Source organism: Ornithinimicrobium sediminis (genome assembly GCF_021272345.1).
GTDB classification, from domain to species: Bacteria; Actinomycetota; Actinomycetes; order Actinomycetales; family Dermatophilaceae; genus Ornithinicoccus; species Ornithinicoccus sediminis_B.
Genome location: NZ_JAJSDQ010000003.1, coordinates 1 through 16,606, shown reverse-complemented (window position 1 = coordinate 16,606; position 16,606 = coordinate 1). Strand labels below are relative to the sequence as shown.

16 protein-coding genes are annotated in these 16,606 nt (G+C 72.0%); 12 read left to right on the top strand and 4 right to left on the bottom strand.

From position 1 onward, the window contains the following. Positions 1–99 precede the first annotated feature (99 nt). Both LVO85_RS07875 and LVO85_RS07870 read left to right on the top strand, forming a co-directional pair. The gene (locus tag LVO85_RS07875) at positions 100–1,773 is read left to right on the top strand and encodes a substrate-binding domain-containing protein (protein WP_232746876.1); all 1,674 of its coding nucleotides are present in this window, start codon (positions 100–102) and stop codon (positions 1,771–1,773) included. 41 nt (positions 1,774–1,814) lie between these two features. Beyond that, a complete protein-coding gene (locus tag LVO85_RS07870; protein ID WP_232746875.1) occupies positions 1,815–3,452 on the top strand; it encodes a VWA domain-containing protein in 1,638 nt (545 codons plus the stop codon). Positions 3,453–3,608: 156 nt separating this feature from the next. Here the strand turns inward: LVO85_RS07870 and LVO85_RS07865 are convergent, their stop codons facing one another. Both LVO85_RS07865 and LVO85_RS07860 read right to left on the bottom strand, forming a co-directional pair. Beyond that, positions 3,609–4,340 (bottom strand): dienelactone hydrolase family protein, encoded by a 732-nt coding sequence (locus LVO85_RS07865; protein ID WP_232746874.1) that lies wholly within the window; start codon positions 4,338–4,340, stop codon positions 3,609–3,611. A gap of 7 nt (positions 4,341–4,347) precedes the next feature. Continuing rightward, the gene (locus LVO85_RS07860) at positions 4,348–4,734 is read right to left on the bottom strand and encodes a phage holin family protein (protein WP_232746873.1); all 387 of its coding nucleotides are present in this window, start codon (positions 4,732–4,734) and stop codon (positions 4,348–4,350) included. A gap of 62 nt (positions 4,735–4,796) precedes the next feature. On the opposite strand from LVO85_RS07860, the gene hisC reads away from it, so the two are divergent. The 5 genes from hisC (at position 4,797) to LVO85_RS07835 (ending at position 10,133) form a co-directional block, all read left to right on the top strand. Beyond that, entirely contained in the window at positions 4,797–5,906 is a 1,110-nt protein-coding gene (gene hisC, locus LVO85_RS07855; RefSeq protein WP_232746872.1) for a histidinol-phosphate transaminase, read from the top strand. A gap of 101 nt (positions 5,907–6,007) precedes the next feature. After that, a complete protein-coding gene (gene pdhA, locus LVO85_RS07850) occupies positions 6,008–7,195 on the top strand; it encodes a pyruvate dehydrogenase (acetyl-transferring) E1 component subunit alpha (protein ID WP_408637680.1) in 1,188 nt (395 codons plus the stop codon). A gap of 12 nt (positions 7,196–7,207) precedes the next feature. After that, positions 7,208–8,194, top strand: a complete 987-nt coding sequence (locus LVO85_RS07845; protein WP_232746871.1) for an alpha-ketoacid dehydrogenase subunit beta — start codon at positions 7,208–7,210, stop codon at positions 8,192–8,194. 21 nt (positions 8,195–8,215) lie between these two features. Further along, positions 8,216–9,715: a dihydrolipoamide acetyltransferase family protein gene (locus LVO85_RS07840; RefSeq protein ID WP_232746870.1), complete on the top strand. Its 1,500-nt coding sequence runs from the start codon at positions 8,216–8,218 to the stop codon at positions 9,713–9,715. 1 nt (position 9,716) lies between these two features. Next, positions 9,717–10,133: a hypothetical protein gene (locus tag LVO85_RS07835; protein WP_232746869.1), complete on the top strand. Its 417-nt coding sequence runs from the start codon at positions 9,717–9,719 to the stop codon at positions 10,131–10,133. A gap of 58 nt (positions 10,134–10,191) precedes the next feature. Here LVO85_RS07835 and LVO85_RS07830 read toward each other — a convergent pair whose 3' ends face one another. Both LVO85_RS07830 and LVO85_RS07825 read right to left on the bottom strand, forming a co-directional pair. Continuing rightward, positions 10,192–10,746 (bottom strand): hypothetical protein, encoded by a 555-nt coding sequence (locus tag LVO85_RS07830; RefSeq protein ID WP_232746868.1) that lies wholly within the window; start codon positions 10,744–10,746, stop codon positions 10,192–10,194. Between the two features lie 233 nt (positions 10,747–10,979). Next, on the bottom strand, positions 10,980–11,870 hold the full coding sequence (locus tag LVO85_RS07825; protein ID WP_232746867.1) for a maleylpyruvate isomerase family mycothiol-dependent enzyme: 891 nt from the start codon (positions 11,868–11,870) through the stop codon (positions 10,980–10,982). Positions 11,871–11,897: 27 nt separating this feature from the next. Here LVO85_RS07825 and LVO85_RS07820 point away from each other — a divergent pair, with 27 nt between their 5' ends. The 5 genes from LVO85_RS07820 to LVO85_RS07800 form a co-directional block, all read left to right on the top strand. Continuing rightward, positions 11,898–13,919, top strand: coding sequence for a cytochrome c oxidase assembly protein (locus LVO85_RS07820; RefSeq protein ID WP_232746866.1), 2,022 nt, complete (start codon positions 11,898–11,900; stop codon positions 13,917–13,919). Between the two features lie 10 nt (positions 13,920–13,929). After that, positions 13,930–14,733, top strand: coding sequence for a carbon-nitrogen family hydrolase (locus tag LVO85_RS07815; protein ID WP_232746865.1), 804 nt, complete (start codon positions 13,930–13,932; stop codon positions 14,731–14,733). Between the two features lie 116 nt (positions 14,734–14,849). Continuing rightward, complete coding sequence (locus LVO85_RS07810) at positions 14,850–15,095, top strand: DUF6458 family protein (protein WP_232746864.1); 246 nt, start codon at positions 14,850–14,852, stop codon at positions 15,093–15,095. Positions 15,096–15,629: 534 nt separating this feature from the next. After that, the gene (locus LVO85_RS07805; protein WP_232746863.1) at positions 15,630–16,058 is read left to right on the top strand and encodes a hypothetical protein; all 429 of its coding nucleotides are present in this window, start codon (positions 15,630–15,632) and stop codon (positions 16,056–16,058) included. Between the two features lie 20 nt (positions 16,059–16,078). Then, on the top strand, positions 16,079–16,606 hold a 528-nt coding region (locus LVO85_RS07800; protein WP_232746862.1), incomplete at its 3' end, for a DUF222 domain-containing protein.

Below are 16,606 nucleotides of genomic sequence, written 5' to 3'. Positions count from 1 at the left end.
GCCAGTGAACTCCTGCCGGGTGTGCCTCGCCAGCGGCCGGTGGCGTGTTGTCGCACCGGTGGTGGGGCCGACGTCGGCACCGTCGCCTACCATGCGGTCATGGCGGACCATCGCAACCCCTATCAGTCGGGCCTGGGCCGCACCCGTGCCCTGGTCGCCCTGGTGGCGGTGCTCGCCGTCGTCGGCGTGGCCGGCCTGGTGTGGATGGTGCTCGGGGGTGAGGACGACGGGCCCGAGCTCGCGGACGGCTCCAGCGCCGGCGTCGACGACACCACCGCGACCACGACGGCCCCACCGGCGGCGTGCGGTGAGGACGACGGCACCGTCACCGTCTGGGTCGCGCCCGAGGTGGAGGGTGCGGTGACCCGGATCGCCGACGGTGTGGAGGACTGTGGTCCCTACGAGGTGGAGGCCGTGCCCTCCTACCAGGCCTTCGCCGAGCTGAGCGAGGGGGCGCAGGCCCCGGACGTGTGGATCCCCGACTCCACGATCTGGGCGGACGCCGTGCAGGAGCTCGACCTGGGGGCCGAGCCGGGGGCGGTCGTCGCCACCTCCCCGGTCGTGCTGGCAGCACCGGGCTCACTGGCGGACGAGCTGGGCGACGAGCCGGGGTGGGCCGAGCTCATGGAGCTGCCGGGCCAGCCGCTGCTCGCCGGTGACCCGCTGCAGGACCCTGCGTCGCTGACCATGATGCTGACCGCCAACGGACGCCTGGCCGAGGAGGGTGAGGAAGGCACGCAGATGCGGGACGCCCTGCTGGTCTCGCTGGCCCAGCGGGTGCTCGAGGGTGAGCCGCTCGAGACGGCAGCGGAGGGTGAGCCGGTGCTGGTGCCCACGACCGAACAGGCGCTGGCCGAGCTGGGTGGCGACGCCGACCTGACGGTGCTGGCTCCTGAGGGCGGCGCCGGTGTGCTCGCCTACCCCTTCGTCGGTCTCGGCGAGGGCAGCCCGTCCGTCGACGCCCTCTCCGCGGCGCTGGTCGACACCGCCTCCGAGTCCGTATGGCGGGAGGCCGGTCTGCGGGCGGGTGCCGACGGCGAGGGGCCCGGGGTCGAGGGTGTCCCGGCACAGGTCGAGGACGCGCCGGTCGCCGACGCCGCGCAGGTGCAGGAGTTCCTGGACACCTGGCTGATCCTGCGTCCCAACTCCCGGATGCTCGTGGTCGTGGACGTGTCCGGGTCGATGGACCAGGAGGTCGGGCAGGAGGGGCAGAGCAGGTTCGACCTGACGATGTCCGCGCTGTCGACGGCACTGGAGGACATGGCCCCGCGCAACGAGATCGGGCTGTGGTGGTTCTCCACCGACCGCGGTCCCGACGGCGAGGACTGGGTCGAGGCCCTGCCCCTGCGTGGCCTGGAGGCCGACGACGGCGGCGCGACGCACCGCGAGCGGCTGCTCGAGCTGACCCGCTCGCTGGACGAGGAGCACACCGGGGGTGACACCGCGCTGCACGACTCGCTCTACGCCGCCTACCTGGAGCTGCAGGCCGACCACGACGCCTCGTTCCGCAACTCGATCGTCCTCATGACCGACGGGATCAACGACGACCCCGACGGCGGGCTCGGCGAGGCCGAGCTGATCGCGGCCCTGCAGGACGCCCAGGACGACGAGCGTCCGGTCGACGTCGTCATCATCGGCATGGGTCCGGACATCCAGGCCGCACCGATGGAGCGGATCGCCGACTCCGTCGGTGGGACCTTCCGGCAGGTGGAGGAGGCCACGGACATCGAGCCGGTGCTGGTCAGCATCATCGCCAACCGTCAAGGTGGCTGAACCTCCCGACATCGGACCCCGGAGTCCCCTAACATGCCGTCATGGGTCGCCATACCAGCACGGAGAGGTCCGGACCAGGTCCCCTCACCGTCGTCATCCTGGCTCTGCTCGCCCTCGTCGTGCTCGGCGGCGGCGCGTGGATGCTCTTCGGACCGGACTCCGAGGAGGACACCGCAGGCGGGTCGTCCGAGGCCGCGACCGCCACGCCTGAGTGCACGGACGAGGAGACCGTCGCGGTCTGGGCTGCTCCCTCCGCCGCGTCGGTGGTGCAGGAGGTCGCCGCGGCGCTGGGCGGATGTGCGACGTACGACGTCACGGTCGTGCCGTCCTACGAGGCCGTCACCGAGCTCGGTGAGGGAGCCGAGCCCCCGCAGGCGTGGGTCCCCGACCACGCGCTGTGGCCGGACCTCGCCGAGGGGCTCGAGCTCGAGCCCGGCCCGGTGCTGGCGACCAGCCCAGTGGTGCTGGCCGGGCCCGCCGCCTACGTGGAGCGGCTCGGGGACGAGGCCGGTGAGGCAGGGGTGGCCTGGACGGACCTGCTCGACGCGCCGGGCCGGACGTTGCTGGTCGGCGACCCGACCCAGGACCCGGCGTCGATGGCGTCGCTGGTCACCGTGACCACCCTGCTCGACGGTGCTGCGACTCCCGAGCAGCAGGACGCGCTGCTGGTGTCCCTGGCACAGACCTCGCTCGAGGAGGACGCACTGCAGGCGGCAGCCGGGGCCGACGAGCTGCTCGTGCCCGCCAGTGAACAGGCGCTGGCGACCACCGACGAGCCCGACCTCGGCGTGCTCACCCCTCAGGGCGGCGCCGGCGCCCTGACCTTCTCCTGGCTCACGCTCGGCGACGCCGGCGAGGCGACGGGGCTGCTGGGCGAGGCGCTGGAGGCCGACGAGAGCGCCGAGCTGTGGCGCGAGGCAGGGCTGCGACCCGCCTCCGCCCCCGGGGAGGCACTGGTGGAGGGCGTTCCCGACGACGCCCCTGCCGAGGTCCCGGTCGAGGCCGGGGACACCCGGACACTGCTGGAGCGCTGGGCGACCGTGAGCCCGAACTCCCGGATGCTGGTCGTCATCGACGTCTCCGGGTCGATGGACGACGTCGTCACCGAGGACGGCCAGAGCCGCTTCGACCTGACCATGGATGCCTCCGGCTACGCACTGCAGGGACTGGCACCACGCACCCAGATCGGGCTGTGGTGGTTCTCGACGCACCGTGGCCCCGAGGGGGAGGACTGGGTCGAGGCCCTCCCCGTCCGGGCGATGGAGCAGACCACCGAGGGCGTGACCCATCGCGAGCAGCTGCTGAGCATCACCCAGTCGCTCGACGACGAGCACACCGAGGGCAACACCGGGCTGCACGACAGTCTCTACGCCGCCTACCAGCACATGCTGGAGGACTACGACCCGGACTACCGCAACTCCATCGTCCTGCTCACCGACGGCCGCAACTACGACCCGGACGGGGGGCTGTCGCAGGAGGAGGTGGTCGCCCGTCTGACGGAGGAGCGTGACGACGAGCGGCCGGTCGACGTCGTCGTCATCGGGATGGGCCCCGAGATGGAGGCCGAGCCGATGCGGACGATCGTGGACTCGGTCGGTGGGGCCTTCCGGCAGGTGGAGGAGGCCACGGACATCCAGCCCGTCCTGGTCAGCATCATCGCCAGTCGCGACGCCACGTGACCCTGCGACGCGGAGCCTCCGTGGCACCGCGTGAGGAGCGGTGCTCTTTCCGTGGCGACGCGCGGTTACCGGCGCGATCTCCCTGGCAACGCGTGATCACCGGCGCGATCTCCCTGGCAAACGCGTGGGGAGAGGTGCACTTTCCCTGGCAACGCGTCAGAGGGGGACGGGAAGGTGGCGGAGCAGCCAGTCCTCGGTGCGCTCCCACGCCTCCTCGGAGGCCTGGGAGTGGTGGAACAGGGGGTGCGGGTTGTCGAACGCGTGCCCGGCGCCCTCGTAGAGGTTCAGCTCCACGTCGTCGCGCGCCCCGCCGTCGGTGACCGCGGCACGGATGCGCTCCACCTGGTCGAGGGGGATGTAGGCGTCGGCGGTGCCGAAGTGGTGCAGGCTGGGGCAGGTGACCTCGGGTGCCAGGTCGATGAGCTGGGGGAGCGCCGAGCCGTAGTAGCTCACCAGCCCGGACGGCGTGCTGCCACCCTCCAGCTCGGCTGCGACGTTGAACGCCAGCCCGCCACCCCAGCAGAAGCCGACGAGGCCGACCTCCGTGATGCCCTCGGTCTCGTCGAGGTGCTCGGCGGCGGCGATGCCGTCGGCGACGGCCGCGTCCCAGTCGGTCTGCTGCACGAGACCCATGGCCCGCTCGAGGAAGCCGGGGTCGTCGTCGCGGACGACCTCACCGCCCTGTCGCCAGTAGAACTGTGGCGCGAGCACGGCATACCCCAGGTCGGCCAGCGCGGCACAGCGCTCCAGGACGTAGTCGCTGAGCCCGAAGATCTCCTGCATGACGACCAGGCCGGGCCGCGGCACCTGCGGGTCGGGGTGCCACAGCAGGGCGGGCATCGGCCCGTCGGCCGTGGTGACGGTGACCTCCCTGGGGGTCAGCGCCACGGCAGCCTCACTCACGGCCGTCGGGCAGGACGAGGTTGAGGATCAGCGAGACCACGGTGATGACGAGTGCGCCGAGGACCGCGTCCCACCAGAACGACTCGACGACGAACTCCAGGCCGAACTGCTGCGACAGCCAGGCGGTGAACCACAGCATGACCGCGTTGAGCACGAAGATGAAGAGCCCCAGCGTCAGGATGATGAGCGGCAGCGACAGCACGACCAGGATCGGGCGCACGACGGTGTCGAGCGCGGCGAAGATCAGGCCCACCGCACCGGCGGTGAGGACCTGCTCGAGCAGGTCCTCACCCGTGATGAGGTCGATGCCCGGGACGATCCAGGCGGCCACCCAGACCGCCACGGAGAAGACGAGGACCCTGATGAGGAATGCAGCCATGGCCTCATCGTTTCACGGACGGGGCCGCGCGGACGTCGTCGACGCTCGGATAGCCTGCGGTCATGAGTGAGCACAGCCAGCCGCCAGAGTCGCCGGTCCGGTTGCGCCGGACGCTGTACGCGGTCCCCGCCTACAAACCGGGCAAGCCGGCGCCGCCCAAGGAAGGCGTGACGGCATACAAGATCAGCTCCAACGAGAACCCCTACCCGCCGCTGCCCTCGGTCGTCGAGGCCATCACCCAGGCGGCGCAGTCGGTCAACCGCTACCCCGACATGGCGGTGACCGCGCTCACCCACGCCATCGCTGAGCGGTTCGAGGTCCCGTCGGAGACGATCGCGACGGGCACCGGCAGCGTGGGCGTGCTCGGACAGCTGGTCAACATCACCTGCGACCCGGGTGACGAGGTCGTCTACGCCTGGCGCTCCTTCGAGGCCTACCCGATCGTGGTGGCACTGGCCGGCGCCACCTCGATCCAGGTGCCGCTCACCCCCGACGCCCGCCACGACCTCGACGCGATGGCCGACGCCGTCAGCGCGCGCACCCGGCTGGTGCTGGTCTGCACGCCCAACAACCCCACCGGGCCGGCGGTCCGCGAGGACGAGCTGCGGCGCTTCCTCGACCGGGTCCCGCGCGACACGCTCGTCGTCATCGACGAGGCCTACCTCGAGTTCAACACCACCGACGACGCTCCCGACGCGCTGGCGATCCACCGCGACTACCCCAACGTCGCGGTGCTGCGCACCTTCTCCAAGGCCTACGGGCTGGCCGGTCTGCGGGTGGGGTATGCCGTGGCGCCGGAGCCGGTCGCCACTGCCCTGCGCAAGGCGGCGACCCCGTTCGGGGTCAGCGACATCGCCCAGCAGGCGGCGATCGCCAGCCTGGAGGCGTTCGACGAGCTCGAGGTGCGGGTCAAGGCGATCATCGACGAGCGCACCCGGGTCTACGACGCGCTGCGCGAGCAGGGTTGGGCGGTGCCCGAGACGCAGGCCAACTTCGTGTGGCTGCCGCTGGGCGAGGACGCGCTGGACTTCGCGGCCGTCTGCCAGGAGGCGGGGCTGGTGGTGCGGCCCTTCCCCGGTGAGGGCGCGCGCTGCTCGATCGGCGAGACCGAGGCCAACGACCGCCTCGTCGAGGTGGCCGGACGCTACCTCGCGGAGCACTCCGCAGACTGACCCGACGTCAAGACGGAGACGCCCCTCCCTGCGGTAGCGTGCGACGTGATCCGACACCCAGCGCGCGGCCTGCCCCGGCCGCCAGGAGAAGGAGAACCTGAGTGAGCGACGACGACGTCGCGCAGGTGCCATCGAGCGCGCCTGCCACCCACGAGCCACCGGCGACGGACATCACCGACGGCGGCCCGGACATGGTCCAGTTCCTGGACGCCGACGGGCAGCGGGTGGAGCCCGGCACGGTGAGCGAGCCCTATGCCGCCTACCTGGACGACGTCGACGACGAGGCGCTGCGCAGCCTCTACCGCGACCTGGTGCTGGTGCGGCGGGTCGACTCCGAGGGCTTCGCGCTGCAGCGTCAGGGCGAGCTCGGGCTGTGGCCCAGCCTGCTGGGTCAGGAGGCCGCCCAGGTCGGTGCCGGCCGGGCGATGCGCACCCAGGACTACGCGTTCCCCGGCTACCGCGAGCACGGGGTGGCCTGGTGCAAGGGGGTCGACCCCCTCAACCTGCTCGGCATGTTCCGGGGGGTCAACCACGGTGGCTGGGACTCGGCCGAGCACAACTTCCACCTCTACACGATCGTCATCGGCAACCAGATGCTGCACGCGACCGGCTACGCCATGGGCGTGCAGCGCGACGGCGACGTCGGCACGGGCGACCCGGAGCGCGACACCGCCGTGATGGCCTTCACCGGTGACGGCGGCACCGCACAGGGTGACTACAACGAGGCGCTCGTCTTCGCCGCGGTGGCGCAGGCCCCGGTGGTCTTCTTCGTGCAGAACAACCACTGGGCGATCTCGGAGCCCAACGACCGGCAGTTCGTCATCCCGCCCTACCAGCGGGCCCGTGGCTTCGGCTTCCCCGGTGTGCGGGTCGACGGCAACGACGTGCTCGCGACGTATGCCGTGACGCGCGCCGCGCTGGAGCGTGCCCGGTCCGGCCAGGGGCCTACGCTCATCGAGGCGTTCACCTACCGCATGGGCGCCCACACCACCTCGGACGACCCGACGAAGTACCGCATCGCCGCCGAGGTCGACGCCTGGCGCGCCAAGGACCCGGTCGACCGGCTGCGCAAGCACCTCGTCGCCCAGGGGCTGGTCGACGACCAGTGGCTCGCCGACCTCGACGCCGAGGCCGACACCCTGGCCGACCGCATCCGCCGGGAGTGCCAGCAGATGCCGGACCCGCCGCACGAGGAGATGTTCGAGCACGTGTACGCCGAGCCGCACCCCCTGGTGGAGCGCGAGGCCGCGGCGTTCGCGGCATACATGGCCGGCTTCGACGAGGACTGACGGGAGGCCGACATGACGACACAGAAGATGACGATCGCCAAGGCGCTCAACGCCGGCATGCGCAAGGCGATGGAGGACGACCCGAAGGTCGTGCTCATGGGCGAGGACGTCGGCAAGCTCGGCGGTGTCTTCCGGGTCACCGAGCACCTGCAGAAGGACTTCGGCGAGCACCGCGTCGTCGACACCCCGCTGGCCGAGTCCGGCATCCTCGGCACGGCTGTGGGCATGGCGCTGCGGGGCTACCGGCCGGTCGTCGAGATCCAGTTCGACGGCTTCGTCTACCCGGCGTTCGACCAGATCGTCAGCCAGGTCGCCAAGATGCACTACCGGTCGCTGGGCAAGATCAGGCTGCCGCTGGTGATCCGCATCCCTTACGGCGGCGGCATCGGCGCGGTCGAGCACCACAGCGAGTCCAACGAGGCCTACTTCGCGCACACCGCCGGTCTGCGGGTCGTCACCTGCGCGACGCCCGAGGACGCCTACTGGATGATGCAGCAGGCTGTCGCCAGCGACGACCCGGTGGTCTTCTACGAGCCCAAGCGGCGCTACCACGAGCGCGGGTTCATCGAGCTGGGCGAGGCCGCGCCCTACGAGCTGCACGAGGCCGTCGTCCGCCGCGAGGGCACCGACGTCACGCTGCTCACCTACGGGCCCATGGTCAAGGTCAGCCTCGCCGCCGCCCAGGCCGCCGAGCTCGAGGACGGCCCGGACGTCGAGGTCGTCGACCTGCGCAGCCTCTCCCCGCTGGACCTCGACGTCATCACGGCCTCGGTCGCCAAGACCGGCCGGTGCGTGGTGGTCAACGAGGCACAGACGTTCCTGGGGATGAGCTCGGAGCTGGCCGCCCTGGTGCAGCAGGAGTGCTTCTACCACCTGGAGGCCCCGGTGCTGCGCGTCGGTGGGTACAACATCCCCTACCCGCCGAGCCGGCACGAGGAGCACTTCCTGCCCGACCTCGACCGCGTCCTGCACGCCGTCGACGCCGCCCTCGCCTACTGACCGACCGACCAAGGAGACACCGTGCCGCAGTTCAAGCTCCCGGACCCGGGTGAGGGCCTGGTCGAGGCCGAGATCGTGACCTGGAAGGTCAAGGCCGGCGACACCGTCAGGACCAACGACATCGTCGTGGAGGTCGAGACCGCCAAGTCGCTCGTCGAGCTGCCCATCCCCTACGGCGGGGTCGTGCGGGCACTGCTTGCGCAGGAGGGCGACACGGTCGAGGTCGGCACCCCGATCATCGACGTCGACGACGGCTCCGAGGGCGACGGCTCCGACGGCGGTGGCTCCGACGAGGGGGCGGCCCCCGCGGAGGAGCGTGCCGGCACGGTCGCCGACGTGGAGTCAGGCGCCGTCGACCGGACCGCCGACGTGCAGCCGGACGCCGGGGACCGCCCCGACGACCTGGTGCCCGAGCCCGAGAAGGCGCCGGCACGCGAGGCCATCCTGGTCGGCTACGGCGCGTCGGAGGGCTCGACGACCCGGCGACGGCGCAGGGGCGGCGGCACGGCGGTCGAGGAGCCCGAGCGCCCCGGCCGCCCGGTGCGGGCGCTGGCCAAGCCGCCGGTGCGCAAGTACGCCAAGGACCGCGGTGTCGACATCACCCAGGTGCGCCCGAGCAGCCCTGACGGGGTGGTCAGCCGGGCCGACGTGGACCAGCACCTCGCCGCGGGGGCAGCCGACACTGCGCCGGCCGCGCCGGCCGCGCCGGCGATGACGGCCGCTCCGGCGGTCGAGGCCCCCGCCGCACCCCAGGGCGGCACCGGCGCACCGGCATACTCCCCGCCGTCCTTCGACCGCTCGGGCGAGCGGGAGACGCGCACGCCGATCAAGGGCGTGCGCAAGATGACGGCCCAGGCGATGACGCGCTCGTCGTTCACCGCTCCGCACGTCACCGAGTTCGTCACCGTCGACGTCAGCGCCACGATGGAGCTCGTGGAGCGGCTGAAGGGCGACCGTGACTTCCGCGACCTCAAGGTGAGCCCCCTGCTCATCCTGGCCAAGGCGCTCACCATCGCCGTGCGCCGCAACCCCGGGATGATCGCGGTGTGGGACGAGCAGGCCCAGGAGATCGTCCAGCGGCACTACGTCAACCTCGGCATCGCCGCGGCCACCCCGCGCGGGCTGGTCGTGCCCAACATCAAGGACGCCGACCTCATGGACCTGCGTCAGCTCGCCGAGGCTCTCGCTGACCTGGTCGCGACCGCCAAGGCCGGGCGCACCCAGCCGGCGCAGATGTCCGGCGGCACCATCACCATCACCAACGTCGGAGTCTTCGGTGTGGACACCGGCACCCCGATCATCAACCCGGGCGAGTCGGCGATCGTGTGCTTCGGCGCCATCCGCAAACAGCCCTGGGTCGTCACGAACGCCGCAGGTGAGGACGAGATCGTGCCACGCTGGGTGACCCAGCTCGCCGTGTCCTTCGACCATCGGCTCATCGACGGCGAGCTCGGCTCACGCTTCCTGGCAGACCTGGCTGCCCTGCTCGAGGACCCCAGCCGCGCCCTGGTCTGGGGCTGAGGTGGCGGCCGGTCGCCCGGTCCCACTCAAGGACCGGCTGTTCACCCTGCTCTGCTACGCGGGTGCGGCAGCGGTCCTGGTCATCGGCCTGTCCCGAGGCAACCCGCGCGCAGCCTTCATCGGGGCGGGGGTGCTCGTGGGGTATGCCGTGCTGCAGGGCGTCTCGCGCCGGCTCACGCCCGGGGCCCGGCTGCTGACCGGCTCCGAGGCCGACGAAAGGGAGCGACGGGTGCAGGTGCAGGCCACCCGCCTCGCCGGCCAGGTCGCGCTGCTGCTCGCCGCCGGCGGTGTGCTGCTGGCGCTGCTCCTCGACTGGGACGAGGGGCTGTGGGTGGCGGGAGCGACGATGCTCGTCGTCGTGGCCTTCGTGGGTGGGCTGTGGTTCTACCACCGGTCCTCGGGCCCGCCGGCCCGGTGACCGGCACGACGACGGGGGCCGACCCGTGGGCCGGCCCCCGTGCGCGGGTGTCTCGGGCTCAGCCCTGGCAGGCGGCCTCGAGCTCGTCCTGAGCCGCGGCCGAGTCCTCGACGTCGATCTCGGGGAGGGTGACCTCATCGGTCTCCTCGTCCGGGGTGACCTCGCCGTCCTGCACGGCGCTGGAGGCCTCGACGAACGGCGCGTTGATGCGCTCGATGAGGCCGGCCTGGTCGCTCGACGCGTCCTCGGCGACCCGCTCGAGGCGCTGCTTGAGCAGGTTGACCTCGCCGTACTCCGCCTTGTCGAGGGCGTCGCCGGTGCTCATGACCTCGCGGTTGGTGTCCGCTCGCTCGGCCAGCGGCACGTTGCCGCCGAACACGTCCTCGCAGACCGGGTCGCTCATGGCGCCGGTCTCCCCGGCCATGTCACCGGTCTCGCCGGCCATGTCACCGGTCTCCTCCGCGGCGTCACCGGTCTCCGACCCCATGTCCGCGGTCTCACCGGCCACGTCGGAGTCGACGGTGGGGCTGCCGGGGGGAGTGGGGTCCTCGGTGGTGCAGGCTGCGGCGGACAGGCTCAGGGCGAGCAGGGCGATCACAGTGGACTTCTTCATCTGTTGCTGGTGCTCCTCACGGGTGGACGGTGTCAGGGAGCACCACGGACCGGAGCACGCCAGTGTGATGGCCCCCCGGTGGGCTCCCACCCTCCATTGTGCAGCACCCCACGGAGCCTGCGACCTGGATCGAGCCCTCTGGCGCCGCAGGGAGGGAGACGCTCGTCACAGGAGCGTCCCCGTGGCGGCGTCGGCCTCGCAGCGGCGGGGTCTCGGGCGCTGCTGCAGGCTCCTCAGGGAGTCAGCACGAGCGCGTCGAGGACGGCCCGGGCGACCTCCTCGTCGCCGACCACGCGGTATGCCGTGTCCAGCGTGCTGCGGCGGCCTGCGGCCCGGCGGGTCAGGGCGTCGGTCGAGAGGATGATCGTCGTCGTGGCGACCTCCTCCTCGGGGTGCCCCATCTGGTCGGCGTGGTCGCTCTCGGCGGTCTCGGAGTCCCCCGTGAAGAGGGGGTGAGCCACGACCTCGTCGTGCTCGCCGTGCGCCATCCGCACCCCCACCCGGGCCGTGACGGGGCCGGTGCTCTCGAGGATCACGGACTGACCGGCCGGCAGGTCGACCCGCTTCGGCACGACGACGGGGAAGGCGACGACGATGCGGTGCACGAACATGGCCGCGGCGGGGCTGTCGAGGTTGCCGATGCGGTCGAGGGCCTCGCGGAGGTCCTGCTCATGGACCCAGATGTCGACGAGCCGGCGGGCCAGGAGCTCCGACAGCGGCATCTCCAGCCCCATCGGTCCGCTGACGACCGTGTCCAGGGTGAGCTCGGGGTTGCTCAGCGTCGCGAGCCGGTTGTGCAGCAGCGTCTCGAGCTCGTCGAGCACCTCCTCGACCGGCCGTCCACGGCGCGCCTGCACCCCGTGCTCCATCCACACGGCGAACTCGTGGTGCAGGTGGGCGCGGTCGGGGAGCTCGACCTCGGGGTAGTCACCGCCGTCGAGATAGGCCTCGACCGAGGCGACGTGTGCCAGGTGGTCCTGGACCGTCCAGCCGGGGCAGCAGGTGGAGTCGGCGAGGCGGTCCGGCGGGCACGTCCGGCCGACGTCGATCAGCGAGCGCATGGCCTGCCGGTAGCCCTCGACGAGGTCGGGGAGCTCCTGCGGGGCGGCGGGGTGCAGCGGCATGTCAGCAACCCTACCTAGCATGTGGGTGTGTCGTCCTCGACCCGAGTCCCACCAGCGCCTTCGCAGGCGTCGCCGACGCCGGTGCCCGGCCGCCTCCTCTGGCTGCCGGCCGCGGTGCTGCTGCTGGCCGCGCTGGCGGTGGCCGTGCCGGCAGCCGCCCTGAGCGGTGCCACCACGCCACTGCTCATCGCCGACGCCGGTCCCGTGGTGCGCTGGGGTCAGGTCCTGGTCGGTGTGGTGCACGACATCGCCGCCGCTGCCACGGTCGGCCTGCTCCTGGTGGGTGCCTTCCTCGCGCCGGAGTCACGACGCTCCCGGCGTCGCGAGACGGCGGCCGTGGCAGCGGGCTGGACGGCAGTGCTCTGGGCGGTCAGCGCGGCCGTCCTGATGGTCCTGGGCTTCGCCGAGATCACCGGCCTGCCGATGGGCACGCCCGGCTTCTTCTCCGACCTCCTGGCCAACCTCACCGGTCTGGAGCTCGTGCGGCTGTGGACCATCGAGCTGTTCATGGCGACCGGGCTGGCCTTCGTGGCCTTCGCCGTGCGCACCCGGGGAGGGCTGGCCTGGGCCTTCCTCCTGGCGCTCGCCACGCTGGTCCCGATCTCGTTCACCGGCCACTCCAGCGGGGCCGACGGGCACGAGACGGCCGTGACCGCGCTCGGGCTGCACCTGGCCGGGGTGACGGTCTGGCTGGGCGGGCTGCTGGCGGTGCTCCTGCTGCGACCCGTCCTGGGCTCTGCGCTGCCGGTCACCGTGCAGCGCTACTCCACGGTGGCGCTGTGGGCCTACGTCACCGTGGCCCTGTCCGGGCTGCTGTTCTCCACGCTCGCGGCCGACGACCTGGGTGACCTCACCTCGGCCTACTGGCTGCTCATCTGGGCCAAGGTCGCGGCGCTCGCGGTGCTCGGCGGCTTCGGCTTCGTGCACCGCAGGCGCATCCTGGCGGGGGGGCTGGACCGGCCGTGGGCGTTCGCCCGCCTGGCCACGGTCGAGCTGCTGGTGATGGGAGCGGCGGTCGGTCTCGCGGTCACCCTGGCCCGCACCCCGCCGCCACCGGTCGCCGGCTCCGACGCCACCGACCCGACCTTCGCCCTCACCGGCTTCCCGGCCCCGCCGCCCCTCACCGCTGCCTCGTGGGTCGAGGTGTGGCAGGTCAACTGGCTCTTCCTCATCGGGGCACTGCTCGCGATGGGGCTGTATGCCGCAGGGGTGGTGCGGCTGCGGCGCCGCGGCGACCACTGGCCGGTGGGGGCCACGATCCTGTGGATGGTGGGCTGGCTGGTCTTCGTCTACGTCACGAACGGCGCACCTGGTGCCTACGGCCGGGTGACCTTCTCGATGCACATGGTCATGCACATGGCCCTCATGATGGCGATCCCGATCTTCCTCGTGCTGGGTCAGGCGATCACCCTGGCGCTGCGGGCCCTGCCCGCACGCCGGGACAGGACCCTCGGGCCGCGGGAGGTCGTGCTGGCCGTGGTGCACTCCCGGTGGGCAGGCTTCGTCGCCAACCCCGTCGTGGCCGGGGTCGTCTTCTTCGGCAGCCTCGTCGCGTTCTACTGGACCGACATGTTCGAGTGGGCCCTGCGCACCCACAGCGGGCACGTCGTCATGACCGTGCACTTCCTGCTGGCCGGCTATGCCTTCGTCTGGTCGCTCATCGGCACCGACCCCGGGCCGCCGAAGTGGCCCGCCCCGATGCGCCTCATGGTGCTCATGGCCACCCTCGCCGCGCACGCCTTCTTCGGCCTGGCGCTCATGTCCGGCACCTGGCTGCTGGCTCCCAGCTTCTTCAAGGGCCTGGACCTGCCGTGGATGGACGACCTGCTCGCCGACCAGCAGCTCGGCGGGACCATCGCCTGGGGCGTGGGAGAGGTCCCCACGCTGATCCTGGCGCTGCTCGTCACGCTCGACTGGCTGCGCCGCGACGAGCGCGACGCACGGAGGGCCGACCGCCAGGCCGACCGTGACGACGACGCCCAGCTCGCGGCCTACAACGCGCACCTGGCGGCCCTGGCGGGGCGGGACGAGCAGGCTCGGGGCCGCTAGGGTGCCGGGTATGAAGGTCGCGGTCATCCAGCTGTCCTACGGTGACAAGGAGTCGCTCGCCGGGCGCACGGCCCGTGTGGTGGAGCTCGTCCGCGCCCAGCGCGGTCACGACCTCGTCGTGCTGCCGGAGCTGTGGAGCGCCGGGGGGTTCGACTACCGCGCCTGGCCCGAGCGCGAGCAGCGTGTCGACGGTGAGGTGACGGCCGCCCTGGCGGAGGCGGCCCGCGAGACCGGCTGTGTGCTGCATACCGGCTCCCTGGTGGAGCGGCCAGGAGACGAGACCGGGCCGGACGGGCACGGGGTGTGGAACACCTCCGTCGTGCTCGACCCGAGCGGCGAGATCTGTGCGACCTACCGCAAGATCCACCGCTTCGGGTTCGGCAACGGTGAGCCGCGTCTGATGGAGGCCGGGACGGAGCTCGTCGTCGTCGACCTGCCCGCGCCGGCGGACGGCCTGAGGGTGGGCCTGTCGACCTGCTACGACCTGCGCTTCCCCGAGCTCTACCGGGCACAGGTCGACCGAGGCGCTCAGGTCTTCGTCGTCCCGGCCGCCTGGCCGGCGGCCCGCGTGGAGCACTGGCGGGTGCTGGCGCGCGCCAGGGCGATCGAGAACCAGGCCTACGTCATCGCCGGCAACACCGCCGGCACGCATGCAGGCACCCCCATGGGCGGGTTCAGCGCGGTGGTCGACCCTCGGGGGGAGGTGCTGGCCGAGGCCGGCACCGACGAGGAGGTCCTCTCCGTCGAGATCGACCCCGAGGCGGTGCTGTCCTGGCGTGAGAGCTTCCCGGTGCTGGCCGACCGGCGGCTGTGACCGACGTCTCGGTGCGCCGCCTGTGCTCGTGAGGCGGTCCGGTTCCTTCGGTACTACCGTGCTGCAGAGGCATCGTGCGCTCCCTGGCGTGCGGTCACCGCGAAAGGACACGTGACATGGCAGTCGGGTTCGGCATCTTCCTCATCGTCGTGGGGGCGATCCTCGCGTTCGCGACCTCGTTCGACGTGCAAGGGGTCAACGTCGAGATGGTCGGCTTCATCATGATGGGCGTCGGCGCCCTGGCGATCGTGGTCTCGCTGATCACCAACCAGCAGCGCACGCACACCGAGCACCGTCAGGTGGTGGACCGCCATGAGTCGGGCCCGGCGCCGGACGTGCGCCGCGACGACCGCGGCTACTGACACGATCCACCTCGGTCATCCGAAGGGTCCTGAGCCTGGCGGCTCCGGACCCTTCGTGCGTCTGACCGGGATGCGTCTGACCGGTCTGCTGCCGACCGAGGGCTGGCGCGCCGGCATCTCTCGGGCGGCTCCGGAGCCGGCGTCGCGCACACCTCTGGGTGCGGGGTAGCCGTCCCTGGGTCGTGCCTGTGGACGGGGGTGGTGCACGTGGGGGTGGACGACCTGACCGACGGGCCCCTGAGTGGTGGTGGCGGGTGCCGGGGGAGGTGCGGGCGGGGCGCCTGGCGGACGGGACCAGGGGGCCGCGGGTGGGGTGGGCCGGGACGTGCCCCGGTTGGGTGGCGGCGAGCTGGTGTCGGCGTTGGCGCAGGTGGACGTGTTGCGGGCGCGCACAAAGACGGTCACGGTTGTGCCACCCCGTCCTGAGCGCTTCGCCCCTGCTCGGTGTGCACCCCCGTCCCGGGGCTTCGGCCACCAAGCGCATGCACGTGCAGGTCCTCGGGGTGTGTCGGTGTCGTCTCGTACGTTTGTCCTATGGCAGGGCAGTGGGGTGGTGAGGTGCTCCGGACGACCGTGGGAGATGTCGCCCGGTGTGGGTCGCTGCCTGTGGTGCGCCCGGCCCGGGAGCGGGTGGCGGTGTCGCTGCGTGAGGCGGCGAGGGTTGGGGTGTCCGTGGACCTGGCTGCTCAGGAGTCGGTGCTGTTGCTGGAGCCGGAGCTGACCGCGGGGCTGCGCGGCGTCGCGATGGCGTCGGCGGCCTTGGGGCGGGCACGGCTACGGCTGGCGTGTGAGGTCGCCGAGCGAGGGCTCCACACCACTGACGGGTTCAGCCTGGTCGACTGGCTGGCCCAGCGCTGCCCCGACCTTGACCTTCCGGCGGTGCGGGACCTGGCGCGCCTGGCGCAGGCGAGCCGTGACCGGGTGCATGCGCCGTTGCTGGCCGGGGTGCTGTCTGCGGTATGACGCCGGCCCGGGCTGCCCGGATGCACAAGGCACTGGTGCGGGTCAGCAGGTCCGTCTCGCCCGAGCAGTATGCCGAGGCGGTGCGCATCCTGGCCGACGCGGGAGCCAACCCCGTGTTCGACGACAGGGACATCGAGCGGGTCATCGCCGAGCTTCTGCGGTGTTGCCTGCCGGAGAAGGACCATGAGGACCGTCGACGGGCTCAGCACGAGCTGCGGGATGTGCACGAGTCGAGCCTGGCGGACGGGTCGGTCCAGCGGATCGTGATGACCTTCGGCGACGACGCCGACTACGAGGCGGTGCGGGCGATTCTGCGGTCGCCGTTGGCCGCGCCGGCGTCCAGGGCGGAGCGGGAGGCGACCGGTGAGGATGACCGTCGCACGCCGGGCAACAGGCGCTACGACGCGCTGATGACGGTGGTCCGTCGTGGCGTGGCCGGCACCCACGGTGAGCCGACCACACCGAAGGCGACCCTGCTGGTGTCGATCGACTTCGAGACCCTCAAGAGGCAGCTGTCCGGCAGCGGCGGGCAGGAGCCCGGGTGCGGT